The 24,146-nt window shown below is 71.6% G+C and carries 23 protein-coding genes; 6 read left to right on the forward strand and 17 right to left on the reverse strand.

Translation table 11 applies throughout. From position 1 onward, the window contains the following. Positions 1-177: 177 nt before the first annotated feature. Positions 178-1,500 carry a PhoH family protein gene (locus ACIO3R_RS09565; protein WP_363030732.1) on the reverse strand — a complete coding sequence of 441 codons (1,323 nt, stop codon included), beginning with the start codon at positions 1,498-1,500 and terminating at the stop codon, positions 178-180. A 406-nt stretch (positions 1,501-1,906) separates the two neighbouring features. Continuing rightward, positions 1,907-2,668, reverse strand: a complete 762-nt coding sequence (locus ACIO3R_RS09570; RefSeq protein WP_385034169.1) for an isoprenyl transferase — start codon at positions 2,666-2,668, stop codon at positions 1,907-1,909. Between the two features lie 190 nt (positions 2,669-2,858). On the opposite strand from ACIO3R_RS09570, the gene mgrA reads away from it, so the two are divergent. After that, the gene (gene mgrA / locus ACIO3R_RS09575) at positions 2,859-3,899 is read left to right on the forward strand and encodes an L-glyceraldehyde 3-phosphate reductase (protein ID WP_385034166.1); all 1,041 of its coding nucleotides are present in this window, start codon (positions 2,859-2,861) and stop codon (positions 3,897-3,899) included. A gap of 338 nt (positions 3,900-4,237) precedes the next feature. Here the strand turns inward: mgrA and ACIO3R_RS09580 are convergent, their stop codons facing one another. The 3 genes from ACIO3R_RS09580 to ACIO3R_RS09590 all read right to left on the reverse strand — a co-directional run bounded on the left by ACIO3R_RS09580 (position 4,238) and on the right by ACIO3R_RS09590 (position 6,501). Further along, complete coding sequence (locus ACIO3R_RS09580; RefSeq protein WP_385034163.1) at positions 4,238-4,696, reverse strand: hypothetical protein; 459 nt, start codon at positions 4,694-4,696, stop codon at positions 4,238-4,240. 69 nt (positions 4,697-4,765) lie between these two features. Beyond that, complete coding sequence (locus ACIO3R_RS09585; RefSeq protein ID WP_402104803.1) at positions 4,766-5,578, reverse strand: class I SAM-dependent methyltransferase; 813 nt, start codon at positions 5,576-5,578, stop codon at positions 4,766-4,768. 65 nt (positions 5,579-5,643) lie between these two features. Next, complete coding sequence (locus ACIO3R_RS09590) at positions 5,644-6,501, reverse strand: prepilin peptidase (RefSeq protein WP_385034157.1); 858 nt, start codon at positions 6,499-6,501, stop codon at positions 5,644-5,646. A 103-nt stretch (positions 6,502-6,604) separates the two neighbouring features. Here ACIO3R_RS09590 and ACIO3R_RS09595 point away from each other — a divergent pair, with 103 nt between their 5' ends. Then, positions 6,605-6,988 (forward strand): DUF192 domain-containing protein, encoded by a 384-nt coding sequence (locus tag ACIO3R_RS09595; RefSeq protein ID WP_385034154.1) that lies wholly within the window; start codon positions 6,605-6,607, stop codon positions 6,986-6,988. A gap of 109 nt (positions 6,989-7,097) precedes the next feature. Here the strand turns inward: ACIO3R_RS09595 and ACIO3R_RS09600 are convergent, their stop codons facing one another. The 5 genes from ACIO3R_RS09600 to ACIO3R_RS09620 all read right to left on the reverse strand — a co-directional run bounded on the left by ACIO3R_RS09600 (position 7,098) and on the right by ACIO3R_RS09620 (position 11,816). After that, positions 7,098-7,877, reverse strand: a complete 780-nt coding sequence (locus tag ACIO3R_RS09600; RefSeq protein WP_402104807.1) for a hypothetical protein — start codon at positions 7,875-7,877, stop codon at positions 7,098-7,100. A gap of 107 nt (positions 7,878-7,984) precedes the next feature. After that, positions 7,985-9,190, reverse strand: coding sequence for a hypothetical protein (locus ACIO3R_RS09605; protein WP_402104809.1), 1,206 nt, complete (start codon positions 9,188-9,190; stop codon positions 7,985-7,987). Positions 9,191-9,304: 114 nt separating this feature from the next. Continuing rightward, complete coding sequence (locus ACIO3R_RS09610; protein WP_385353776.1) at positions 9,305-9,697, reverse strand: hypothetical protein; 393 nt, start codon at positions 9,695-9,697, stop codon at positions 9,305-9,307. Beyond that, positions 9,694-10,053 (reverse strand): hypothetical protein, encoded by a 360-nt coding sequence (locus ACIO3R_RS09615; protein WP_402104812.1) that lies wholly within the window; start codon positions 10,051-10,053, stop codon positions 9,694-9,696. Before ACIO3R_RS09615 ends, ACIO3R_RS09610 begins: the two co-directional genes overlap by 4 nt. A gap of 137 nt (positions 10,054-10,190) precedes the next feature. After that, positions 10,191-11,816, reverse strand: a complete 1,626-nt coding sequence (locus ACIO3R_RS09620; RefSeq protein ID WP_402104815.1) for a Hint domain-containing protein — start codon at positions 11,814-11,816, stop codon at positions 10,191-10,193. 403 nt (positions 11,817-12,219) lie between these two features. On the opposite strand from ACIO3R_RS09620, the gene ACIO3R_RS09625 reads away from it, so the two are divergent. Next, positions 12,220-12,810 (forward strand): hypothetical protein, encoded by a 591-nt coding sequence (locus ACIO3R_RS09625; protein ID WP_385034137.1) that lies wholly within the window; start codon positions 12,220-12,222, stop codon positions 12,808-12,810. Between the two features lie 58 nt (positions 12,811-12,868). Here the strand turns inward: ACIO3R_RS09625 and ACIO3R_RS09630 are convergent, their stop codons facing one another. The 3 genes from ACIO3R_RS09630 to ACIO3R_RS09640 form a co-directional block, all read right to left on the reverse strand. Then, on the reverse strand, positions 12,869-13,600 hold the full coding sequence (locus ACIO3R_RS09630) for a hypothetical protein (RefSeq protein WP_402104819.1): 732 nt from the start codon (positions 13,598-13,600) through the stop codon (positions 12,869-12,871). A 17-nt stretch (positions 13,601-13,617) separates the two neighbouring features. Further along, positions 13,618-16,143: a Tox-REase-5 domain-containing protein gene (locus tag ACIO3R_RS09635; RefSeq protein WP_402104822.1), complete on the reverse strand. Its 2,526-nt coding sequence runs from the start codon at positions 16,141-16,143 to the stop codon at positions 13,618-13,620. A 127-nt stretch (positions 16,144-16,270) separates the two neighbouring features. Next, a complete protein-coding gene (locus ACIO3R_RS09640) occupies positions 16,271-16,864 on the reverse strand; it encodes a hypothetical protein (protein ID WP_385353769.1) in 594 nt (197 codons plus the stop codon). Positions 16,865-17,140: 276 nt separating this feature from the next. On the opposite strand from ACIO3R_RS09640, the gene ACIO3R_RS09645 reads away from it, so the two are divergent. Beyond that, positions 17,141-17,644 carry a DinB family protein gene (locus ACIO3R_RS09645; RefSeq protein ID WP_402104824.1) on the forward strand — a complete coding sequence of 168 codons (504 nt, stop codon included), beginning with the start codon at positions 17,141-17,143 and terminating at the stop codon, positions 17,642-17,644. Here the strand turns inward: ACIO3R_RS09645 and ACIO3R_RS09650 are convergent. Beyond that, positions 17,641-18,612 (reverse strand): YihY/virulence factor BrkB family protein, encoded by a 972-nt coding sequence (locus ACIO3R_RS09650; RefSeq protein ID WP_402104826.1) that lies wholly within the window; start codon positions 18,610-18,612, stop codon positions 17,641-17,643. The two genes, ACIO3R_RS09645 and ACIO3R_RS09650, sit on opposite strands and share 4 nt — an antisense overlap. A 191-nt stretch (positions 18,613-18,803) precedes the next feature. Then, a complete protein-coding gene (locus ACIO3R_RS09655; protein ID WP_402104828.1) occupies positions 18,804-19,778 on the reverse strand; it encodes an SMP-30/gluconolactonase/LRE family protein in 975 nt (324 codons plus the stop codon). A 236-nt stretch (positions 19,779-20,014) separates the two neighbouring features. On the opposite strand from ACIO3R_RS09655, the gene ACIO3R_RS09660 reads away from it, so the two are divergent. Next, positions 20,015-20,926, forward strand: a complete 912-nt coding sequence (locus tag ACIO3R_RS09660; RefSeq protein WP_402104831.1) for a helix-turn-helix domain-containing protein — start codon at positions 20,015-20,017, stop codon at positions 20,924-20,926. Here ACIO3R_RS09660 and ACIO3R_RS09665 read toward each other — a convergent pair. Then, positions 20,911-21,933: a hypothetical protein gene (locus tag ACIO3R_RS09665; RefSeq protein ID WP_402104834.1), complete on the reverse strand. Its 1,023-nt coding sequence runs from the start codon at positions 21,931-21,933 to the stop codon at positions 20,911-20,913. The two genes, ACIO3R_RS09660 and ACIO3R_RS09665, sit on opposite strands and share 16 nt — an antisense overlap. Positions 21,934-22,053: 120 nt before the next feature. Here ACIO3R_RS09665 and ACIO3R_RS09670 point away from each other — a divergent pair, with 120 nt between their 5' ends. Beyond that, entirely contained in the window at positions 22,054-22,680 is a 627-nt protein-coding gene (locus ACIO3R_RS09670; RefSeq protein WP_385034110.1) for a TetR/AcrR family transcriptional regulator, read from the forward strand. Between the two features lie 58 nt (positions 22,681-22,738). Here the strand turns inward: ACIO3R_RS09670 and ACIO3R_RS09675 are convergent, their stop codons facing one another. Then, entirely contained in the window at positions 22,739-23,698 is a 960-nt protein-coding gene (locus ACIO3R_RS09675; RefSeq protein WP_402104892.1) for a nitroreductase/quinone reductase family protein, read from the reverse strand. Between the last annotated feature and the right edge of the window lie 448 nt (positions 23,699-24,146).

Here is a 24,146-nt window from a genome sequence, read left to right on the forward strand (position 1 = left end):
CGGGGCCTGACGGAAGCAAGACTCTGCCGGAACGGGACGCCGTGAAGCAATTCTCTGTTGGGTGTGAAAGCTCACACCTCGTTTGGAGCATGTGAATTGCGGAAATGGCACCGCAACACGGTGCCGCCCGGCTAAGCTCCTTGGCTCGCCGGGCGGCACCAACTGTCCTATCCCGTGTCAGATCTGGCCTTCCTCCAGCATTTCGGTCACCAGCGCGGCGATGGGGGAACGCTCGGACCGGGTGAGCGTGATGTGCGCAAAGAGCGGATGGCCCTTCAGCTTCTCGACCACGGCGACCACTCCGTCGAACCGGCCGACCCGGAGGTTGTCCCGCTGGGCCACGTCATGCGTGAGCACCACCCGGGAATTCGCCCCGATCCGGGACAACACGGTCAGCAGGACGTTCCGTTCCAGCGACTGGGCCTCGTCGACGATCACGAAGGCGTCGTGGAGCGACCGGCCCCGGATGTGGGTGAGCGGCAGCACCTCCAGCATCCCGCGCCCCAGGACCTCCTCGATGACCTCGCGCCCGGCGACCGCCGAGAGCGTGTCGAAGACGGCCTGCGCCCAGGGGCCCATCTTCTCGGCCTCGGAACCGGGCAGATAGCCGAGATCCTGCCCGCCGACCGCGTACAGCGGACGGAAGACCATCACCTTCTTGTGCTGCCCCCGCTCCAGCACCGCCTCCAGACCGGCGCAGAGCGCCAGGGCGGATTTACCGGTGCCGGCCCGGCCGCCGAGCGAGACGATGCCGACGTCCTGGTCCAGCAGCAGATCCAGGGCGATGCGCTGCTCGGCGCTGCGGCCGTGGATGCCGAAGGCCTCCCGGTCACCGCGGACGAGCCGGACATTGCCCTCCGGCGTCACCCGGCCGAGCGCCTTCCCGCGCTCGGACTGGAGGACCAGACCGGTGTGCACGGGCAGATCGGCGGCCTCGGGGACGTACAGCGTCTCCTCCCCGAAGAGCAGGTCCACCTGTTCGGCGGAGAGGGGCAGTTCACCCATCCCCGTCCAGCCCGAGTCGGTGATGGCGAGTTCGGCGCGGTACTCCTCGGCCAGGAGGCCGACCGATGACGCCTTGATGCGCAGCGGCAGGTCCTTGGAGACGACCGTGACGTCGTACCCCTCGGCCTGGAGGTTGCGCGCGACCGCGAGAATCCGTGAGTCGTTGTCCCCCAACCGGTAGCCGGCGGGCAGTACGCCGGGATCGGAATGGTTGAGTTCGACGCGCAGCGTCCCGCCCAGATCCCCGAGCGGGATCGGGGCGTCCAGCCGGCCGTACCGGACCCGGAAGTCGTCCAGCAGGCGCAGGGCCTGCCGGGCGAAGTACCCCAGCTCCGGATGGTGCCGTTTGGCCTCCAGTTCCGTGACCACGACGATCGGGAGCACGACTTCGTGCTCGTCGAACCGGGACATGGCGTTCGGATCGGCCAGCAGGACGCTGGTGTCGAGAACATAGGTGCGCCTGTCGGGCATGCGGCGCTTTGTGCTGGTCACCACGGAAGGACGTACCCCCTCGGACGAGGTTGGGGTGCGACGACGTCGCGGAGCATCCCAAAGGGAGAGGACGGACCGGGCTTCGGCCACCTTGCGCGGGCCGAGCGCCGGCCCTCGACGTCAGCCGCACTGTATGTACGGTCCTTCGTGTGCAAAGGGCCTCCCGGGCGAGCGGACTCGACGCCGCTCACTTGGTGACGACGTCCGCCTGGTTCCTGACCGGACGTCGACCTGTCAGGGGTATTCCCTCGAACACGCGAAGCCATGCCGCCCGGGGCGGGCGGGGTGGGAGAGCGCACCGCACACGGGGCCACCGGCCGGGAACACCACCCGAACGGTGGCTTCCGCTGCCGCCCCCGGGGCGCCAGGGGCCGGCCGGGCGGGCGGGCGGGACGCCGGGAGTGTGGTGTCAGCCGCCGTAGCGGCGGTGACGGGCCGCGTAGTCACGCAGGGCCCGCAGGAAGTCGACCCGGCGGAACGCCGGCCAGAAGACCTCGCAGAAGTAGTACTCCGAGTGCGCGCTCTGCCAGAGCATGAAGCCGGACAGACGCTGCTCGCCGCTGGTCCGGATGACCAGGTCCGGGTCGGGCTGGCCCCGGGTGTAGAGGTGCTCGGAGATCAGGTCGGTCGAGACGATCTCCGCCAGGTCCTCGAAGGAGGTGCCCTTCGAGGAGTGGTCGAGCAGCAGTGACCGCACCGCGTCCGCGATCTCCTGCCGGCCCCCGTAGCCGACGGCTACGTTGACCAGTATTCCGTCGACCCCGACCGTGTCCTGCTCGGCCTCCTTGAGGACCATCTGCGTGTGCGCGGGCAGCAGGTCGAGCGTGCCGACGTGGTGGACCCGCCAGCGGCCGTCCGCCACGAGGTCGCGCACGGTGTTCTCGATGATGCCGAGGAGCGGGATGAGCTCCGACTCGGGCCGGTCGAAGTTATCGGTGGACAGCATCCAGAGGGTGACGACTTCGACGTCGGTCTCGCTGCACCAGCCGAGGAGTTCCTTGATCTTGTCCGCACCGGCCTGGTGTCCCTCGGCGGCCGTGCCGCCGGAGGCCTTCGCCCAGCGCCGGTTCCCGTCGAGGATGACACCGATGTGCTTGGGCACCTGGGTGTGATCGAGGCGGGCCTCCACCCGGCGGGCGTAGAGCCCGTACACCAGGTCGCGCAAGTTCACTGAGTCCACCTCTCGGTTCCGTGCGGGCCCGCCCGCCGCCTCGCCCGGGGCTGTCCCCCTGGGGATCGTCGCACCGGTAGGGGGCCGATCGCCCCGCCGTGCCGTGGCAGTCCCGAAGCGGCCACATTACTGCGCAGGCGCCGCACCGGCCCAACCCGGCCTGTCACAAGTCCGTGATAAAGAGGGAAACGTGACTGAATCCTCTTCCTATTACCGCGCCGCGGGCACGCGCTACGACTCCATGGAGTACCGGCGCACCGGCCGCAGCGGCCTCAAGCTCCCGGCTGTCTCGCTCGGCCTCTGGCACAACTTCGGCGACGACCGCGCGCTCGACTCGCAGCGCGCCATCCTGCGCCGCGCCTTCGACCTGGGCGTGACCCACTTCGACCTGGCCAACAACTACGGCCCGCCGCCCGGCTCGGCCGAGCTCAATTTCGGGAAGCTCTTCCGGCAGGACTTCGCCCCGTACCGCGACGAGCTGGTGATCTCCACCAAGGCCGGGTACGACATGCACCCCGGTCCCTACGGCGAGTGGGGCTCGCGCAAGTACCTGCTGTCGTCGCTCGACGCCTCCCTCGGGCGGATGGGCCTCGACCACGTCGACATCTTCTACTCGCACCGCTTCGACCCGGACACCCCGCTGGAGGAGACGATGGGGGCCCTGGCCTCCGCCGTGCGGCAGGGCAAGGCGCTGTACGTCGGGGTGTCCTCCTACACCTCCGAGCAGACCGCGGAGGCGGCCCGGCTGCTCAGGGAGATGGGTGTGCCGGCCCTGATCCACCAGCCGTCCTACTCGATGATCAACCGCTGGACCGAGGACGACGGCCTGCTGGACACGCTGGAGGCGGCCGGCATGGGCTGCATCTCCTTCGTGCCGCTCGCCCAGGGGCTGCTGACCAACAAGTACCTGAAGGGCATCCCGGAGGGTTCGCGCGCCACCCAGGGCAAGTCCCTCAACCCGGACCTGCTCTCCGACGAGGTGGTGCGCCGGCTCAACGGGCTGAACGACATCGCGCGCGGGCGCGGCCAGTCGCTGGCCCAGCTGGCCCTCAACTGGGTGCTGCGCGACAGCCGTATGACGTCGGCCCTGATCGGCGCGTCGAGCGTGCGGCAGCTGGAGGAGAACGTCGCGGCGCTGGCCGGTCCGGCTCTGTCCGCAGGGGAGTTGAAGGAGATCGACACCTTCGCTGTGGACACCGCGGGCACCAACATCTGGGCCGGACGGTCCTGACGGACCACGCCTCGGCGGGGGCCGCGCGCCCCGTCTGCGCCGGGGCACAAAAAAACGGGCCGGTCCGTGGGGGGGGTTACGGACCGGCCCGAGGGGGGGTTTCCACCATAACCCTTCGTAAGTGATGCTGCGTGCATCGCCGCCGAATAATTACTCTCCGAATGTGCGGGACTCCGTTGTGAGCACGGAATACGGGGCTCCGGAGCCCCGGGACCTGCGCGGACACCCGGGGGTGTCGCCTTGACGCCGGAAGCGTCCACGAGACATGCACAGGACGTACACATTCCGGCCGTGCGCGGCCGCCGACGGGGTCCGCGGCGCCCGGCCGCCGCCCGCCGTCAGGTCGCGGACGCCGCGCCCCGGTGGCCCCGGGTGAACCTGATGGCCACGGTGTCGCCGCCGATGACCACGAAGCGGCCGCCCTCGCAGCGGATGACGGCCTCGTGGACCTCACCCCGCTCGTCCCGGCGCTCCTCGGTGCTCAGCACCGTCCAGCCGCCGTCGGGCGGTTGCGGCAGCTGAGCCATCGTGGCGAACTCCCACTGCGCGGCCGGTACGCACCAGTCGGGAAGGCGCGGCCAGGTACCGGCGCCGACGTGCAGGGTGCCGTCGGAGGCACACGTCAGAAGCACCGACTGGCTGTCGGACAGCAGGAATTCAACGGCCTCCGGCTCACCCATCCGTCCCTCGGGGCGGTAGAAGACACCGAGGACGCCGACGATCCGTGCGCCTCTGAGCCATTCGGAGTTCCCCTGCCGCGGGCTGCGCGTGGCTTCCTCGTCGCTGCCGACCCTCATGGCCTGCTCCTTCCCCGTGGGCTCAGCGACCAGAGTGCCATCCTTCGGGCGCGGGAAGGGCATACGGTCTCAGAGAAGCCGCTCCGGTTTGCGCGCCTCGATCAGAAAGCGCGTCGTGTGCGCGACGAACGGGCCCTCGTCCTCGATCTGCTGGTGCAGCGCGGCGAGTTGTGGCCGGTACCGCTCGACGGTGAAGCCCGGCACCATCCAGATCACCTTGCGCAGGAAGTACACGACGGCGCCGATGTCGAAGAACTCGGTACGCAGCCGCTCGGGCCGCAGGGCGACGACTTCGAGACCGGCCGCCTCCGCGGCGGCGCGCGCCTGCTCCGGGTCGCGTGCGCCACGTACCTCCGGCGGCTGCGGGCCGAGGAAGTACTCGACGAGCTCGAAGACGCTGGCGGGGCCGACCTGCTGCGAGAAGTACGTGCCGCCGGGCGCCAGGACCCGGGCGATCTCGTCCCACCAGGTGGTCACGGGATGCCGGCTGACGACGAGGTCGAAGGCCGCGTCACCGAACGGCAGCGGCGGCTCGTCCGCGTCCGCGACGACGGCCGCGCCGAGCGGGTGCAGCAGGGCGGTGGCGCGCGCGATGTTCGGCGGCCAGGACTCGGTGGCGACGGTCAGCGGCGGCAGCTTCGGCGCGGACGCGAGGACCTCGCCCCCGCCGGTCTGGATGTCGAGCGCGGCGCTCGCCCGGCCCAGCCGCTCCCCCATCGCACGGGCGTAACCCCAGGAGGGCCGTTCCTCGGTGGCCCGGCCGTCGAGCCAGGAGAAGTCCCACCCGGCCACGGAGACGGTGTCCGCCTCGGTGACCAGGGCGTCGAACCGGGCGCGCCGGGCCGCCTCCGCCGCGTGTGTGTCTTCGGGTGTTCCGGGCATACGGCATGGTCTCAGCCCGGCACCGCGACGCGCGACCGAAATAGGGCGGGGTCAGCGGGGCGGGCTCAGGCGGCCAGGCCGCCGACGAGGATCCCCAGCAGCGCCCCGGCGATCATGAACGGGCCGAACGGGATGCCCGTCTTGCGCCCGGCGCGGCGCGTGATCATCAGCGCGAGGCCGTACACCGCGCCGAACAGGAACCCGGCGAAGCCGCCGGCGAACACGACGGCCCAGCCGTACCAGCCGAGGGCCACGCCCAGCGACAGCGCGAGCTTGACGTCGCCGAAGCCCATTCCGCTCGGGTTGATGAGGAAGAGCAGGAAGTAGAACCCGCCGAGGGCGACACCGCCGAGCAGGGCGAACAGCCAGGAGCCGCCGTGCTCCGGCAGCAGTACGGCGATGCCCAGGAGGACGGCGGCGGCCCCGGCGGCCGGCAGCGTCAGCTGGTCCGGCAGCCGGTGGACGCGGCGGTCGATGGCCGCGAGGAGCACGGCGACGGGGGCGAGCAGCAGCCATACGGCGAGCTCGGGGCGGGCCCCGGTGGTCGCGGCGACGGCGGCGCAGCCGAGGGCGGTGACGACGGGGACGAGGAGGGCGGGCGCGTAGCGCGGGCCGCTCCGGGCGGGCGTGGCGCCGCCGGCACCCGTGTCCGCGTCCGTATCCGCGCCGGTGTCCGGGCCCGGACGGGCGGTCTCGGCTCCGTTGGCCGTGCGCACGGCGACGGCAGCCCCCACCTCGGCGCAGGTCGCACAGCGCGTGGAGCCGAGCCAGCCGCGGCCCGGCCCGGTGAGGGCGTGGCCGGCTGGGCAGGCGTCCCGCCACGCGTCCTCGGGTTCGACGGAGAACCGGTAGGCGGCGCGCGGGACCAGCAGTCCGGTCGCGGCACCCCAGAGGGCGGCGACCCCGATCAGGATGGCGTACACATCACCGACCCTAGGCTCCGGGCACACGGCGGTCATGGGCCCTGGGGCCCACCGCACGCCGTTACGGGCCCACAGACCATCACGTGGCGCTACCGTCATGGCCATGGCTCGATGGCGCAATGGCACAGGGACACTCACGATCACGGACCAAGAGGGGGAACGGGAGACAGGGATACCGCTGCGGATCGCGGCCTCGTACCGTCACCGGAGCCGTGGGCTGCTCGGACAGGACGGCATCGACGGCGCACTGCTGATCACGCCGTGCGGGAGTGTGCACTCCTTCCGTATGCGGTTCACGATCGATGTGGCCTATCTGGACCGGAAGTTGAACGTGGTGGCGGTCCACACGATGAAGCCGGGACGGCTGGGCCTCCCCCGGCTCCGGGCCCGGCACGTGATCGAGTCGGAGGCCGGCGCGATGGCGAAGTGGGGGCTGCGGCCGGGCGTGCGGGTGGGGATCACGCAGAACGACGCGCCGGCCGGCTGAAGCGGCTCCGTGCAAAGCCCGGTGGAGCTTCCGGTCGTCTGACGGCAACGCCGGGCGTGCGCGACGGAAGGACGCGAGAGACACCTGCCCGCCGATGCCCGCCCGCCGGTCAGGGCAGCTTCGCGGCCTGGGCGGTGACCAGTTCGGCCGGGAGCTCGGGGGTCTTCGCGTCGAGGAAGTTGGCCACGTAGAAGGTGACGACGGTCGACCCGGTCCGTACCAGCTGGAAGACCAGCGGCACCTTGTCCCCCTCGATGCTCCCGGTCACCTGGTAGGCGATGCTCTCCTGGCCCGCCCGGGGCAGGTTCAGCTGCTTGACCTGGGTGTACGAGGAGGGGCCGTCCGCGCTCGACGTCCGGAATCCGCCCGCGCAGGCCTGGACCGCGTCGCGGACACCGCGCATGAGCTGCTGCGCCGAGCCGTCGGGGTGCGAGGTGAGGATCTCGGTGACGACGGTCTGGTCGTCCTTGCCCTCTTCCGACTTGTCCATGACGGTACGGAAGACGGTGGCGGTCGCGGCGGGTTCGGGGGCGCCGTTGATCACGGCGACCAGGGGCCGGCAGTCCTCGTTCTCGGATTTCTCGGTGCCGGTCTCGTCGCCGCCCTGCATCGGCGTGACCTCGTAGTCCGCCACCTCGCCGGTGGTCAGGGCGGCCTTGGCCAGCTCTGCCTTGCTGAGGACCTTGCCGCTGCTGGAGGGGGTGGAAGTGGCGTCCGGGGCGGCGGAGTCACTGGCGGCCGGGTCCGGGGTGTCCGCGCCGCTCGGCTTCGCGGACGTGCCGGCCGCCTTGCCGTCCTTCTCGGACGGTTCGTCGGAGGGCCCGCAGGCGACGGCCGCGAGGCAGAGCACTGCTGTGGTGGCCGCCATGGCTGCCGTACGTGCCTTCATTTTCTCCCCGTTCCTGCCCGGCGGACCGCTGCGCCGACGCTCGTCCCCTGTGTACTCCGCACGCTAACAACTGACGCGCCGCGGATGCGAGGGTCCGTGGGCCCAACTCACGGCGGGCCGGAGCCGAGCAGCGTCCATGCCCCGTACGCCGCCGAGGCCGCGGCGAGCACCGCGAGGACCGTCGCCGTGCGGGCCGTGGAGCGCAGCCGCAGCAGCGCGACGGCGGGCGGCAGCAGGAGCGGGAACGCGGGCATCATCAGCCGGGGCCGGGAGCCGAAGTAGCCGGATCCGATCAGCGAGACGACGACGACGGCGATGCCGTAGACGAGTACGGGGAGCGGCTGGCGCTGCCGTACGCACAGGTACACCAGCCACCCCAGACCGGCCAGCGCCGCGCACAGCCCGAGTGCCCCGGGCAGCGGAAGGCCGAGGATGAACGAGGCGAGGGCCGCGCCGCCGTCGATGCTGTTGCCCCACTGCGCCTGGACGTCGAAGTAGGCGAACGGGCTGCCCTCGCGCACGGCGACGAAGACCACGTACGCGAGCCAGCCCAGCGGCGCCAGGACCACCCCGGCCAGCATCCTGCCGTTGCGGCGGACGATGCCGTCGGTGGCGCCGGCCCGGTACTCGCGTACGAGGGTGGCGGCGGCGGTGATCGCGAGGGCGGCGATCAGCGCGGCTGCGGTCGGCCGGGTCAGCCCGGCGAGTACGCACAGCGCACCGGCCACGATCCAGCGCCGGGTGAGCACGGCGTACAGCGACCAGGCGGCGAGCGCGGTGAACAGGGTCTCGGTGTACGCCATCGACTGGACGAACGCCGTCGGGTACACCCCCCACAGCGCGGCCAGCGCCACCCCGGCCCGGCGCCCGTACAGTCGCGCGCCGACCGCGAAGATCCCCCAGGCGGCCAGGAGGCCCGCCACCCACGCGACCAGCAGTCCGGCGCCCGCGAGACCGAGCGGGGTCACCTCCGCGATGCCGCGCTCCAGCGCGGGCAGGAGCGGGAAGAAGGCCAGGTCGGAGTGGATGCCGCCGTCGGCGAGCGTGACGGTGTACCCGTAGCCGTTCTCGGCGACCCGCTGGTACCAGACGGAGTCCCAGCGCTCGGCGAGCAGGTGGAAGGCGTCCTTCCCGGCGCCGGCCGCGGCCGCCCAGAAGACGACGAGCCCGACGGCGCGCACGGCCGCGTAGGCGCCGAGCGCCGGGGCGGCCGAGGCGAGGGCGGCGGCGGCACGTCCGCGGACCGGCCGGTGCTCCGGGGGCCGCGGGTGCGCCCCGGAGCGGGTGGCCTGCGAGGAAGGTTCTGCGGACATACGGCCGATTATCTCCGTGCCGGGGTCCTCGGCGGCGGCCGCCCCGGGCCGGGCGGCGGTCCCCGGTGGGCCCGGTCCACCGGGTCGGTCACCGGCCGCACGTCCGCGGTCCGGTCACCGGCCCTGCCCCGCGGGCGGTGCGGCGCATCCGCGCCGGAGTCCGAGAGCCATCATCGCCACGTGGTCGCGGTAGTGGCCGGTCCGCTCCATGAAGGCCTGTTCCGACGGGATGAGCGCGAGGAGGGTGACCAGCAGGGTGTGCGCCGCCCGCAGCCCGTCCGCCGTCACCGGAAGGCCCGCATCGGCGGCGGCCACCGGATCGGCCGCGAAGAGGGCCGGGAGGGTCTCGCCGCCCGCCCCCAGCACGAAGGCCCGCTGCTCGGCGTCGGGCATCTCCGTGCGGAACGCCTCGGTGCAGCGGCGCAGCAGTGCCAGCTGGTCGGATCCCGGCCTCAGCACCCAGCCCGCCCCGTCGTCCGCCCGCAGGACCCGCAGACGCGCCCTCACCCGTGCTCCCCCCGCGCCGTCCGCTGTTCTCCGAACGCCCACCGCAGTCGGCCGGCCATCCGGAGCACGGTCTCCCGGAAGTCGCCGACCCGCTCCACGAACTCCGGCTCCGGCCAGATCGTCGCGGCCGGAAGCGTGGTGAGGATCGCGTGGAGCGCGTGCAACTGCTCGAAGGTGAGGGTGAGGGGGCCGGGCACCGCGTCGTCGTACGAGAGCGCCAGCTGGAGCGGCTCGTCGAGGGACACGTCGCCGGAACCCAGCACGAGCGCGCGCACGGCGGGGGACGTCTCGTCGTACGCTAGGGTGAGCGCCGCCCGCCGGAGGAGGTGGAACTGCCCCTCGGTCACGTCCAGCACGTACCGCCCGCCCGGACGGTCCGGACGGTCCGCGCCGTCCGTACCGTCCGCGTCGATCCGCCTGATGCGGACCTCGGCCCGGGAATCCGACCGGGAATCCGACCGGGAATCCGATGGGGAATGTGACTCAGCATGCGTCAATTGCGCTTCGCTCCTGCCGTGAACCGGGCCTTGAACGCCGCCTCCGACATCTTGTACCCGTGGATCATCGTGCCGTCCTTGATGATCACCACGCCATTCTCCCAGAGCGCGTCCACCTGGGCGCTCGGATTGTTCGGGTCGGGCGGCCTGGCGTCGTGGTGGGTGAACTTCCGGTTCTTGAACTTCGCCAGGTACTCGGCCATCTTCGTCGGGTCCCCGTTGGTGCCGGGGAGGACGTGGTCCTGCGCCCGCTTGATCCGCTTCGCCGCTTCCTCCGCCGTCTCGCCCGGCTTCGCCTGCCGCATGGTCTTGATGACCTGTGCCTGGTAGTCCACGCCACGGGCCAGATCGGGCCCGTACTTCTTGTCGATCCTGTCGTAGACCTCGTCCTTGATCCCGTAGTTCGGATCGGGGTCGTAGTCCGGGTTGTCGCAGGGGTCGTTGTTGTGGACCAGGGCGCTGCTTCCGACGCCCACTCCGACGTAGTAGCTGTGGATGCCGTCCACGGACAGGTCGTGCGTGGTGTGCCGGCCGGTGTACGCACGGGCGGTGAGGACGCGCAGCGTCCCGCCGTCCGCCGTGCGCAGCGTGTCGCCCGGCCCGATGTCGGCCGCGTCCGTCCAGCGGTGCCGGTCGGTGAGCCAGAACGGGTGGGTGTCTGTGGCGTCCAGCAGTGCCGTGCCGGACGCGGTACGCACGGTCAGCCGGACGAAGGCCTTGTCATCGTGCGTGGTGAAGGTCCGCGTGATCCGTCGGGCCTGGGTCAGGCCGCTGTACGGGTCCGTGGCCTCGACCCGGTCGCCGACCCGTACCTCCTCGATGGCGATGCGGCGTCCGTCGGCCAGGAGCACCGGGGTGCCCGGCAGGAAGCTGTGCTTGACGGCGCAGTTCGGCGGTTTCTTCTCTTCCGGCTTGTCCTTCTTCGGCGGGGACTTCTTCTCGCCGTCGACTTTCTTTCCGGCGTCCTCCAGGGCCTTTTCGGCGTCCTTGACCTTCTTGCGGCTCTTGATGAGGCCCTTGAGGCCGTCGTAGAGGTCGCCGCCGTGCTTCTTCAGGCTCTTGATGAGCTTGTAGGCCTTTTTCCACTTCCAGGGCGCGCCGTACTTCGCCCCGAGTTTCCCGACCGCGCCGCCGATGAGGCTCAGCAGCACATTGATGAGGGTCTCGGTGCAGGCGCCCATGTCGCCCTTGGTGATGCAGTCCAGGGCGTCGGTGATGCCCAGCTCGTCGGCGAGGATCTTCGCGAGTTCCTTCGCGGCCTCAAGTGCCTTGTCACCGTTGGACTTCTCGTCCTTCTTCGCGTCGTCGAGGGCCTTGACGGCCTCGTCGTACTCGGTCTGCGCCGGAGACTTCGGCGAACCGTCCGCGTTCCTGTCCGACGCCGGATCGCCGTTGCCCGGCCGGTTCGGACCGTCCTGTGCCTCGGCGTTGCCGTCACCGCCGCAGTTCCCGCCGCCACCGATCCGGCAGACCTGGACGCCGATCTTCTCCGTCAGATCAGCGCCGATCCCCGTCGCGACCAACGCACCGACGACGGCCACGACCACCAGGACCAGACCCAGATACTCCAGCGCACCCTGACCCCGGTCACACCGCCCCCGGCGCCCGCGCCTGCCGCGCAATCCCAACAACCGCACACCCGTACGCGGGACAGACCTCCGCGACCACCGAAGCGCACGACGACGTAGTTCCCCCACCCGTGTCATACCACGACAGTAACGAGCAGACGGGACAAGCGTCTTGGGCCCCTGGACCCATCAAGCCCGGTCAATCCGGCCCCATCCGCACCCGGCCCCGCGCGCCCGGACTGTTCCCGTTCGCGTCATTCCGGCCGCGCACACCACTCGCAACGCACCGGATCGACGGCCTCGACGGCTCTCTCGTCTCCCTTACTTGGGCCCGGCTTTGGGGCCAACGGCCCAGGTCAACGGGGCTCACCCGCCGTACGCTCGTGCCGCGCCCCGTGGTCGGGGCGGGCCAGGCACAGGCCGTGCGAGTGGACGTCGGAGAGCGAGAGGGAGAACCGTGAGCGGTGGCAGCGGCTGGGGAAGCGGAAGCACGGGGCATGTTCCTCCCGGGCCCGGTCGCGGCAGACCCGGTGGCAGCGGCCCGCTCCTCCCGCTGGCCCGTAGCTGGGCGGTCGGCGCCCTCGTCCACCTCATCGCCGGATATCTGATCTCGCGCGGGATCGTCGAACAGCTGGACTCCGACGGGCGGCTCGACGTGTTCACCTGGCGGCTGGCCCTGGTGTACGTGCCCGCCGTCATCACCACCGCGCTGGCGGTTCTCGCCGCCGCGCGGGTCCTGCCCGCCGAGCAGCGCTCGTCCCGTCTGCTGTATCCGCTCGCCTCGCTCGCCGTTCCGCTGGTGGTGCTCGGCTACGGATACACCGGTCCGTGGGAGGCCGTGGGGGCCGAGGGCGTGCTGCTGCCCGTCGTCACTCTGGTGACCGGCTCGGCCGTCGGCCTGGCCGTCGACCGGCTGGTGGAGGACGAAGGGACGCAGTCGCCCGTCCCCGGCTCGTACTCCTGGCGCGACGGCGGCGCGGCCGCCATGGACTACCTGGGGGTCGTCCTGCTCGTCGTGGCCACGGTCGGTGTCGGCAGCAGCCTCTGAACCCGACCGGGTACGCGGTGGGGCGAGCAGTCGTGCGGGCCGGCGCTCGCTCCCCGCGTCAGAACCTGTCGCGGTCGAAGGGGACGGGGAGCGGATCGAGCGCACCGGCGGCGCGCAGCTCGCGGTTGGCCTCGACGATCGACGCGACGGAGGGTTCCGCCGTACCGCCACGGGTGAGGTCGATGACCAGACCGCCGGCCGCGTTGCGCGTGTACGTCCCCGGCAGCCCCTCGGGGGCGAGCGCCGCGCGGCCGGGCGAGAGGTACACGGACCGGCCACCGCGCGGAACGGTGACCGAGAGGCCGAACTCGTCGGCCACGGCCTCGTACTCGTCGTCGTTGTAGACCTCGCCCCAGTCGGCGTCCCAGCTCGCGCCGACTGCGGCCATCACCTCTCCGGAGCGGCGCACCAGGTCCACCGACTCGTCGAGTTCCCGCGAACGGAACTTGACGACGAAGCTGTCAGGAACACGGTTCGCCGAACCTCCCGCGTTGATCCACGTCGACACCCGGGGCCGGCCGGGGACGACGGCGGTGCTCAGCGACGCCACCCGCCCGATGTAGTCCGCGTCGGACGCGGGGTTCTCCCGGTCGATGTACGCGGCGACGGCCGACTCGGTGAGCCGGACGGCGGGCGGCGTCTCGTCGTACTCGACCGCCTCGTACCACTGACCACAGGTGTCACCGTCGATCGCCGCCAGCCTGCGGAGCAGCACGAGCCATCGCTCCGCCAGCTGATCGGGGCTCTGCTCGCGAACACCCCACATGGCGTGCACCACCACATCCAACACGGCGAACCCCTTCGGCCTCACGGCACTACTGGCGTATGGATCACCTTAATGTCCAGGCCTCGGTCCCTGAACATCTTGCCGGCCGCCTTGGCCACATCGGGATCCGCGAAATGCCAGACCAACGGCTTGCCCCGCGCCGCGTCGAGCTGCCGGGTCGCCTGGTCCACCCAGCGCTTCGTGGCCAGCGAAGTGAGCTCGCCGGTCGCCTCGTCGTAGAACCGCGGACCGCGATAGCCCCACTTCGTCTCGATGAACGTCTGCTTCGCGGAGTCCCAGCCGTCGAACTCGACGGGCTTGCCCTTCAGTTCGTTGAGCGGGACCTCGTACTCCTTGCCACGCCTGACCCCGGAGATCTGTTCCTGGTAGCGGGCGCCCATCTCCTGCGGATAGGCGTACGTGGCGGGGTTCTTCGCCTTCCACTTCCCGTCGCCGCGGTCCTTGGTGGCGGCGCGCGGGTTCTTGAGCTTGTCGTACCAGGACGGCTTCTCCATCTTCGCCAGGCGCTTCCTCTCCGCCTCCCGCTTGGCCTGTTTGGCGGCCTTCTCGGCGTCGTCCGCGTCCTTGTCCGCCTTCTTGGCGGCTTCGACCTCCTCAGGCGTCGCCTGGCAGTCGCCCTCGGCACGGAACGCGGTCGGCACCACGCGTGGCGACGACCGCACGGCCGTGGCCGTGACCGTGGCCGTCGTGACGCCGGTGCGGAGGCTTCCCGGACCGGTGGGCGTGTGCAGGGAGGCCGCGCTCATCGTGCCGGCGGCCGGCCGCTCGCGTCCGAGGGGGCCGGCGCCGACGGGGCAGCCCTTGTCCTTGACCTTCTTCCCGGCCTCGTCGGCGTGCTCCCGCGCCTCCTTCGCGGCCTTCTCCGCGCCCTTCACGTCGCCGGCCTCGGCCAGCTTCCTGGCCTTCGCCGCGGCTTCCGAGGCCTTCTGGGCGACCTCCCCCAGCCTGCCGAGTTTCCCCAGCTTGCCGAGCTTTCCGAACTTGCCGATCAGCTTGGCTTCGCCGTACCCGGGGATGAAGAGGGAGCCGACGTTCCAGAGACCGGTTCCGATCGCCTGGCCCTCGTTGCCGTTCTTCCACATGTCGCGGACTTCGTCGCCGATGAACATGTCGTCCGCGACCTTGAGGCCGGTGGACCCGGACGCCTTGGTCCAGTCCCAGGCAGCGCCGAAGTAGTCGCCCTTGGACCACTTGTCGCCCGCGCCCTCGGAGTCCTTGCTCCACTTCTCCCCGAGGCTCTTGCCGTAGTCCTTGATGCCGTTCCAGGCCTTGACGGGATGGAAGACCGTCTCGACCGTGCCGGTGACATCGCCCCAGAAGCCGTCCGCGCCCAGGCCCTTGAAGAAGCCTCCGGTCTGGTGCCCGACGCAGGAGAAGAACGCGCCGACGCCGGACGTACAGCCCTCGTCGTCGTCCTGCTTCTCGCCCTGGGTGCCGTCGTAGTCGCCGTAGTCGGCATCGGGACCCGCCGTGGGGTCGAAGTCGTCACCGCCCTCTTCGGCCTCGCCGTACCGGGCGGCCGAATCGGTGCTGCCGCCGGTGCCGGTGCTGCCGCCGCTGCCGCCATTGCTGCCGGAACTACCTTCTCCGGAGCTGCCGTTGCCGCTGGAGCCGGTGGAGCCGGAGCCGGTGGAGCCGTCCGGGCCGCCGGTACTGCTGGTGTCTCCGCCTGTACCGCTGGTGTCGCCCGAGCCGCCACTGCCGCTATCGGTGCTGCCGCCGCTGCCGGTGGGATCGCCGTCCGCGCCGGAGGCCGTGGAACCGCCGGTCTCCGTACCGTCCGAACCCCCCGCGGTACCGGGGCCGCCCGAGGTCACGGACCCGCCCGCATCCGTGCCGCCCCCGGACCCCGTACCGCCGTCGGAGGCCCCGTCGTCGCCGGCCACCACCTCGGTGCCGGGTGCGGGGCAGGCGCTGCCGGTGAGCGAGCAGATCGCGCGGTGAACGCCGCCCGTGATCCCGGCACCGATGCCGGTCGCCACCAGCCCGCCGATGAGGGCGACGACGACCAGGACGAGGCCCAGGTACTCCAGGGCCGTCTGGCCGCCGTCCCGGCGCCACTTGATCATCCGAGCGATGCTGAAGGGACGCCGGGGCAGCCGCTGTTCCTGAGGGAGCTCGAACCAGTCGCGTGAGCTCGCCCGGAACAGCGCCACGATCACGGCGACCGGCATCACCAGCTGGGTCAGCCCACGCCCGCCGCCCCCGCCGAGCGTCGCGAGCCCGCCGAGTGCGAGCCACACGTGTACGACCAGGAGACCGCGCCAGACCCAGATGCCGCCGGCCCGCACGTACAGAGACAGCACGAACCCGGTCACGCTGGGCACGGCCGCGTACAACAGCAGCCCGAACAGCCGGCCGTCGACCTCGTTGACCGACGACGCCACGGTCAGTACACCGATGCCGCCGATGACGGCGAACACGAAGAGTGCCCGGGTCAGCAGCAGCACCGCCCGCAACGGTCTCGGGAGCGGCTGCCGCCCCCGGCCCGCCCGTGTCGCACCGATGAATCCGCCGCCGCCACCCGAGTACGCGACTCCGCCCATGCCGGACAAGACCAGTCCCCCAACTCGTCCTTGCACCACTGCCGTTCGCGTCCCAAGCTCCGAAGGGACCGGGCATCCGTTCCGGCAGGCTACCGCTCTTCCCCGTTACCGCTGCCCCCTATTTCCGTCACCTGCTGGGGACTTCACTGCCGTAGACGACCCAAGGGGACTGCTCGAACGAGCTCACCCCGGACAACTGGGGCTGCACGGACGCGACTTCGGAGCGCACCGCCAGCGTGTCGGGCCAGCAGTCGAAATACACCGAGCCCTTCACTATGAAGCCCCTCCAGTCGGTCGCCGCCGACGCGCCCTCCCGGTCGACCACGAAGCCGATACACAGCACCGAGGCCCTGCCTATCGCCTCCCGGATCGCGCGGACCACCGTTTCGCCCTCGTCGCGGGTCAGCGCGCCGAGGGCGAACTGCAGCGCGACCGTCCCGTCGTCCGTCCGCCGGACCCGGGTGGGGATCGCGGCTCCGCTGCTCACCCAGAGCAGGAAATCGACCTGGTCCAGCCGTTGCAGGCCGGCCAGCAGCACCAGTTGGTCCCTGGTCACCCACGACTGGGTGCCGGGCGGTTCGGCTCCGGGGCTGAGGAGCGTGATGCGCCGCGTGGCCGGGTGCGCGGGACGGACGCCGGCCGCCTCCAGGTCCCCGAGCAGCGACTCGGCATCGGGGCGGCTCCAGCCCACGTGGTACGAGTAGAAGAATCCGTCACTCATGACACCGCACCCCATAAAAGTGTGGCCACCCCGTTCACCCGGAGACACCGGCCGAGAGGTGACCGCCCTGCAGATCAGGTAGAGCGTGAAGATCCCTGCGCACCGGAGCGCGCCTGATCGGCCGCCTGGTGGCGGCGTCGGACGGCTCGCAGTCGGTCACTCATGAGCGTAATCAGCCCTGCCGCCCGGGGCGTGGGCCCACGGGCCCACGCCTGGACCCCAAGACGACGGTTAAGCGGTGGACAGCCCGCCGGTGAGCCACGAGGGTGTACCGCGATGACACGTACCGATTCGCCTCCCGCCTGGGACGAGCGCACACAGCTGACCACTTTCCTCGACTACACCCGCGCGACCGCACTGGCCAAGTGCGAGGGCCTCTCTCAGGAGGACGCCCGCAAGGCCCTGCTGCCCGGCTCGCCCCTGATGACGCTCGCGGGTGTGCTCAACCACCTCCGCTGGGTCGAGTACGCCTGGTTCGAGATCGATTTCCTCGGCGGGGAGGACGAGGGCCCGTGGACCGACGAGGACCCCGACCGCGAGATGCGCATCGCCGTCGACATGCCGCTCGCCGACGTCATGGCGGAGTACGCGGAGCAGAGCGCCCGCTACCGGGAGCTCGTCGCCGCCCATGACCTGAACACCCCGGCGAAGCGTCCGCGGTCCGACGGCCGCCACCCCGACCTGCGCTGGATCCTGCTGCACCTCATCGAGGAGACGGCCCGGCACAACGGCCACCTCGACATCATCCGGGAGCTGATCGACGGCAGCACAGGGTCCTAGCCCGCGCCCCCGGCACCGGCACCGGCCCCGTCTTCACCACCGGTACTGGTGGCGGTGGCGGTGCCTGTGCCAGTGTCTTCGTATCGCACCCGGCCCAGCTCCACGTTGAACTGGGCGCCGGTCAGCAGCGCCAGGTTGGTGAACCACACCCAGATCAGGAACACCACCAATCCCGCCAGTGACCCGTACAGCCGGCTGTAGGAGCCGATGTACGTCGCGTACAGCGCGAATCCCGCCGAGGCCACCAGCCACAGGAGCGCCGCCAGTACCCCGCCGGGCAGTGCCCGGCGCGACCCGCGCGCCGTTGCCGGCCCGGTCCGGAAGAGGACCGTGATCAGGCAGGCGACCAGACAGAGCAGCACGGGCCACTTCAGCACCGCCCACACCGCGTCGCCCAGATGCGCCAGGCCGATCCGGTGCCCGAGCCAGCGGGCCAGCGGACCGGAGAGCACGAGGGCGAACGCACTGGTCATCAGGAGCAGCAGCAGCCCGATCGCCGTCGCCACGATGATGTGCGCCTTGCGCAGGGCGGGCCTGGTGTCCGGTACCCCGTGCATCGCGTGCAGCGCCCGCCGGAACACGGCCAGGTAGCTGGACGCCGACCAGACCGCGCTGACGGTCCCGGTCGCGACCAGCAGCCAGACCGCGGTCCGTTGCTGTGTGGCCGCCTCCAGGGGCTGGCGCAGCGCGGCGCCGGACTCCGCCGGTGCGAAGGCGGTGATGTCGGCGATCAGGGAGTCCGTGGCCCGGGGGTTGGCCAGCCCGATCACGGACACCGTCACCAGGAGCGCCGGGAGCAGCGCGAGGATGGCGTAGTACGTCAGGGCCGCCGCCCAGTCCGAGAGGTCGTCGTTCCACAGGGAGACGGGCGTCCGCCGCAGTGCGACGGACCAGCGCCGCGCGGGCCCGGGATGCCCGGCTGCCCGGGACGGCGCCCCGGTGGCGGTGTCGCTGATCTTGCTGAACACGGATGGGTCTCCGGGGACGTAGGAGGTGGGCGAGCACGGTCGGACGCCTCCCGCCGCGCGGACGCGGGGGGACGCGGGAGACGCCCTGTGCTGCCTATCCTCTTCTGCTCCGGTTTGCCGCCGGTACTCCGGTGCATCCCTGATCCGGTCGGTGGTCTCCGCGCTGTCCGCCGTGTGCGCGAGCAGCGGTGTCAGTGCCCCTCGTGGATACGGGCGGTGAGCAGGTTGGGGTCCTTCTTGGTGAGGTAGGCGGCCGAGGTCACGTGCACGGTGTTACCGCGCACGGCGACGGCGGTGGGGTTCTGCAGTCCGTCCCGGGGGCTGAGCACGATGGTGTGAGTGCCGTCGGGTTCGATCAGGGCCACCTCGTCGGTCTGGTCGAGGGCGGCGAGAATCCGGTCGCCGCGGCCGACGAAGGCGAAGTCATCGATTCCGGCGAGGTGTTCGGCCCTGATCCGGGCGGGGCCCGCCGTGCCGTTCCTCCTGACCGGGTAACGGATCACGGTGCCCCGGTCCAGGTTGGACACCCAGACGGCACCGTTGTGCACCTTCAGGCCGTTGGCGCCGAGGAAGCCGGCCGGGGCGAGCTCGGTGCCGTCCGCCCAGACCGTCGCGGTGCCGCCGCCGGCCGGTACGCGCCGGATGACGCCGTGGACCGAGTCGGTGATGTAGAGCAGGCCGGAGTCCAGCGCCAGTCCGTTGGGCAGGCCGTCGGCCGGCAGTGCGGCGATCCGCTCCGGGGTGCCGCCGGGCCTGAGCCGCCAGACGCCGGTGAGGTCCGCGGTGCCCGTGGCGTACAGGAAGTACAGCGTGCCGTGCGCGTCCCTGACCAGGCCGGTGACCAGGGGGAAGCCCAGCGCAGGTGTGTCCGCGCCGCCGTCGGCCGGGGCGGGCAGGGTCGCCAGCACCCGTACCTTGCCGGCGCGGGTGACCTGGGCGATTTGGCGTGCGGCGGAGAAGGACAGATCGATGCTGCCGTCGGGTTCCAGGACGATGTTCTCCGGCATCTGCCCGCCGTCCAGGTCGAAGTGCTCGGTGATGCGGGCGTGTGACAACGACGGCGTGGCAGCCGTCGCGGAACCGGGCAGGCCGGCTGCGAGCGAGACCGTGAGGGAGGCGGTCGCGAGGGCGGCGACCAGTACGTTCCGTGCGAACTTCGCTGACACGTTGCTTCCTTGCGTAGCGGACGGTGGTGCGGTGCGAGGGCGGCCCCGTCGCTGTGTCTCGGTGTCACTGGGTGTCACTGGGTGTCTCCGTGTCGCTCTCTTGCTCTATTGCTCGGCGACGGGGTTCGCTCGTGGTCCCCACCCTGTTTCCGGCCGGCGTGGGCAGCCAGCCCCGGTTCTGCCTATCCCTGACAGGGGCAGGCTGCGGGCACCCCCGGCACCGGATACTCGGGGCCATGGACGCACACGGAAAGCTCGGGGCCTTCCTCCAGGCGCGGCGGGCCCAGTTGCAGCCCCAGGACGTCGGACTGCCGACCTACGGGGACCGCCGCCGGGTTCCGGGGCTCCGGCGTGAGGAGCTGGCCCTGCTGGCGGGCGTCAGCGCCTCGTACTACACGCGTCTGGAGCAGGGCGCCTCCTGCCACGCCTCCGCCGAGGTGCTGGACGCGATCTCGCGGGCCCTGTGCCTGGAGGAGACGGAGCGGCGGCACCTGCACGACCTGGCCACCGCCTGCCGGCACCGGGTCGCGGCCCGCCGGCCCCCGGCCGAGCGGCTGTCCCCGGCCGTGCGCGAACTGGTGCGGTCCCTGGAGGAGGTACCCGTCGTGGTGACCGGGCGGCGCAGCGACGTACTGGCCTGGAACACGGCGGGGCACGCGCTGCTGGCCGGGCATGTGGACCGGGCGGCCCCGGAGCGTCCGGCGGACCGCCCGAACATGGCGCGGCTGGTCTTCCTGGACGCCCACATCCGTGAGCTCTACGTCGACTGGGCGGCGAAGGCCGGAGCCGTGGTCGGCAATCTGCGTCTGGTCGCGGGGCGGCATCCGCAGGACGCCCGGCTGGCCCAGCTCATCGGCGAACTGACGACCCGCAGCCCGGAGTTCGCGCGCCTGTGGGCGGACCACCGGGTACGCGCGTGCGACACCGCCGAGTACGGGCTGCGGCACCCGCTCGTCGGTTCCCTGACGGTCAGGCAGCAGACGCTGACCGTGCCGTCCGAACCCGAGCAGTCCCTGGTCATGGTGACCGCCACTCCGGGATCGGCCTCCCAGGCCGCGCTGAAGCTCCTCGTCCAGGCCACCGCGACCGGGGGCGGGGATGCGGGGGCCGGGGCGTGCCGCCAGGACGGACTTCAGCGCTCCCGGTAGTGGTCGGCGACGGCCGTGAACGCCGCCTTCGGCTCCCACGGCAGCCCGGGAAAGGTGACCCCGAGGCGGTCCTCGTACACCTTGACGATGCCGTAGCCGGCCCGGTCCAGGTCGTCCCTGGGGTCGCCGTCGGGGCGGTGCACATGGTCGTACAGGGCGAAGGTGAACACGAAGGCGCTGTCGACGCCTCCGGCCTCGAAGACCTCCAGCAGCTCACGCAGGTACGCGGCCTGACCTGCCTCGTCGCGGGCGTACTCACCGTTCAGCCGGACGGGGGCGGCGTCCTCGCCGTACTCGACGATCTCCAGCCCCTCCGCACCCCGGTCCCCCGCGCCCCGGTAGCCGGCCGAACCGAACTCCGTGATCGCGACCGGCTTGCCCTGCGCGACGAGGTCGCGGACTCCGCCGGCGAACCGGTCGGCGGTCTCGGCGGACCGGTAGAGGTCCAGGGACACGATGTCGAAGGGCGCCCAGTCGACGCGTTCGAACGGCACGGCGGCGTACGTGACCCTGCCGCCGAAGCGCTCTCGGACGAGGGCCACGGCCCGGCCGAGGAAGTCGTTGACGTGTGCGCTCACCGCGCCGAGGTGCTCGCGCGCGAAGTCCGGCCGGCGGAGCGCGGCGACCCGCTCGCCGGTGCTGTCACCGGGCAGGAACCCCTGGTTCATCAGGCTCAGTTCGGCCCCGCAGACGAACACGACCTCGGCTCCCCGGCGCCTGAGCCGCTCCGCCCGCTCGGCGCAGTCGGCGAAGAGCGACAGCATCTCGCCCGCGGTCAGTTCGAGCGGATAGGGGGAGACCCAGACCTCGAGGCCGAGGTCGGCGGCGTACGTCGCCGCGAGTTCCACCCGGTCCGGATCACCGCCCATGACCCGGACCGCGTCGCAGTGCAGATCGTCGCGGATGATGCGGAGCTCGCGCTCGACCGTCGCCGGGTCGAAGGACCTGCGGGACGTCGCCCCGTTGTTGACGAAGCCCGTGTCGTAACTGATTCCCCTGGCCCGCATGTGTCGCACCCTCTCCCACCCGCCCGGATACTTACGGTACTGACCGTACCCTATTTGGAGCCCCGCAGGACCGGTGAGCAAGATGGGAGGGTACGAGCGGTACCGCTAGCGGGAGGCGCCATGGCAGGGGACGCGACGGGGCAGCCGGCCGCGGGGCAGACGCGGCGACGCGGGGCCGTCCTGGAGGAGGCGATCCTCCGCGCCGCGGTGGCCGAGCTCACCGAGACGGGGTACGCCGCCCTGACCATGGACAAGGTGGCCGCCCGCGCGGGTACGAACAAGAACGCCCTCTACCGCCGCTGGCCGAACCGCCTCGCGCTCGGCATCGCCGCCTACCGGCAACTGGCCCAGGCCGTCCAGCCCCCCGACACCGGCTCACTGCGCGGCGACGTCCTTGAGCTGCTGCGCCGGGCGAACCGCAACTGGAGCTCCCCCTTCGGCGCGATCCTGCGCGAGCTGATCTCCGCGGCGGGCGGCGCGTCCGAACTCCTGGCCCAGCTCCAGGACCAGTCCGGCGACGCCGCGGCCGCCCCCTGGCTGACGGTCCTGGGCCGCGCGGTGGCACGCGGCGAGGCCTCCCCGGAGGCGCTCCACCCCAGGGTCGCCACGGTGGCCATGGTCCTGCTGCGCAACGAATTCGTCGTACGCGGGCTGCCCACCGCACCCGACGACGTCCTCGTCGAGATCGTCGACGAGGTGTACCTGCCGCTGGTACGGCGACGGGACCCGGCGGCGGCGCCGGACTGAACCCCGCTCCGGGGCCGCGGCGGTCCGGTCCCGGCCACCGCGACCCCGCTCACCTCGATCAGGCGCCGCCTTCCCCGGCCCCTCCCCCGGCCTGGTCGCCTCCGGGGACGCCCGCGGGCGGCACAGGCGGCCAGGGAACGTCGACCAGGAGGGGGACGATCGTCTCCTCCTCGTAGTCGAGATGCGCGTTCAGCTCGGCCGACATCCGCGCCAACTCGGCCCGGAATCGCACCGGTTCCGCGATCCCGATACCGGCGAGCAGCTCCACGAGCGCTGCCTGGATCCGTGCGACGGTGCGGTGCTCGTCCGCGAGCCGGGCGAAGGTGTCGCCCAGGTGCGGGTGGTAGCGGGCGATCCCGGGGAACAGGTGCCCGTCCTCGCTGGTGTGGTGGAACTCCAGGGCCTGGCAGAACGCCAGGCAGCGCTGCCGGATCTGCAGCCCGAGGCTCGGCGCCGGCGGCTCACCGGCCCCCTGACGGTCCGCGCGCTCGGCGAAGTGGGCCTCCACCTCGGCCGCCACCTCACGCAGTTGACCGCGCAGCCAGGTGTGCACCTCCATGACCTTGTCGGCCAGGGTGCGGACCTCGCCGGGGCCCTCCCACCCGTCGGGATCGGCGCGCTCCAGCACGACGACGGGCAGGACCCGGCTGGTCCGGCCCTGGTAGTCGCCGTACCCGGGCGCGATCCGCACCGCGTGCGCGAACAGGTCGTCGCGCCTGTCCCCCTCGGCGGGAACCGCGAGGGCCTGGAAGGTGCGGGTCCCGATCTCCACCCGCACCACGGGGTGCGCAAGCAGGTTGTGGTACCAGCCGGGGTGGCTCGGGGCGCCGAGGTTGGACCCGACGAGCAGGATCAGCCCGCCGTGGCGGACGTATCCGAGGGGCGTGGTCCGCTCGGTGCCCGACCTCGCGCCGGTGGTCGTCAGCAGGAGGAGATCGCCGCCCGCGAAGGGGCCACCGACCTTCCCGCCGTTGGCGCGGAACTCCTTGATGATCGTTTCATTGAAAGACGTGGGCATACGGATGCGTATCTCCGGGAGCTTCAGTGATTCCGCAGTGACTGCGGTCATGGCGTGTGGTGACGTGCCCAGGACGAAGCGACCGCACAACCTCTCGCCGGGCGCGACGGCGCGCGGGGCGAGGGGTGCGGTTGCGTTGCGTCAGGTACAGGGCGCGGAGTATGAACTCATGACGGACCCTTGAGTGAAGGGTGCTCGCCCGATCACCGGCCGGCCCACTGCTCTTTGGCCGGCGTCACGCGACACCGCGTTCATTACACGCATCCGCCGACCGCCTGTCAACGCGGGCGCCTTCCGGCACCGGGCCGGGGAAGCCGGACGGAGCTGGACAGAGCTGGACTGATCACCGCAGAAGCGCGCGTCCGCGTCCGGTACGGCGGCGAGGCCCGGTACGACAGCAGCAGGGCCCGGACCGCGCGTCGCGGTCCGGGCCCTGCCCCGTGCGGTG

Source organism: Streptomyces sp. NPDC087428 (assembly GCF_044744085.1).
Lineage (GTDB): Bacteria > Actinomycetota > Actinomycetes > Streptomycetales > Streptomycetaceae > Streptomyces.

Coding starts and splice junctions, on each gene's coding strand:
- ACIO3R_RS09580 (WP_385034163.1), bottom strand. CDS start 4,696: ATGAGGGTCGGCAGCGACGAGGAAGCCACGCGCAGCCCGCGGCAGGGG.
- ACIO3R_RS09585 (WP_402104803.1), bottom strand. CDS start 5,578: ATGCCCGGAACACCCGAAGACACACACGCGGCGGAGGCGGCCCGGCGC.
- ACIO3R_RS09595 (WP_385034154.1), top strand. CDS start 6,605: ATGGCTCGATGGCGCAATGGCACAGGGACACTCACGATCACGGACCAA.
- ACIO3R_RS09600 (WP_402104807.1), bottom strand. CDS start 7,877: ATGAAGGCACGTACGGCAGCCATGGCGGCCACCACAGCAGTGCTCTGC.
- ACIO3R_RS09605 (WP_402104809.1), bottom strand. CDS start 9,190: ATGTCCGCAGAACCTTCCTCGCAGGCCACCCGCTCCGGGGCGCACCCG.
- ACIO3R_RS09635 (WP_402104822.1), bottom strand. CDS start 16,143: ATGGGCGGAGTCGCGTACTCGGGTGGCGGCGGCGGATTCATCGGTGCG.
- ACIO3R_RS09640 (WP_385353769.1), bottom strand. CDS start 16,864: ATGAGTGACGGATTCTTCTACTCGTACCACGTGGGCTGGAGCCGCCCC.
- ACIO3R_RS09645 (WP_402104824.1), top strand. CDS start 17,141: ATGACACGTACCGATTCGCCTCCCGCCTGGGACGAGCGCACACAGCTG.
- ACIO3R_RS09660 (WP_402104831.1), top strand. CDS start 20,015: ATGGACGCACACGGAAAGCTCGGGGCCTTCCTCCAGGCGCGGCGGGCC.
- ACIO3R_RS09665 (WP_402104834.1), bottom strand. CDS start 21,933: ATGCGGGCCAGGGGAATCAGTTACGACACGGGCTTCGTCAACAACGGG.
- ACIO3R_RS09670 (WP_385034110.1), top strand. CDS start 22,054: ATGGCAGGGGACGCGACGGGGCAGCCGGCCGCGGGGCAGACGCGGCGA.
- ACIO3R_RS09675 (WP_402104892.1), bottom strand. CDS start 23,698: ATGCCCACGTCTTTCAATGAAACGATCATCAAGGAGTTCCGCGCCAAC.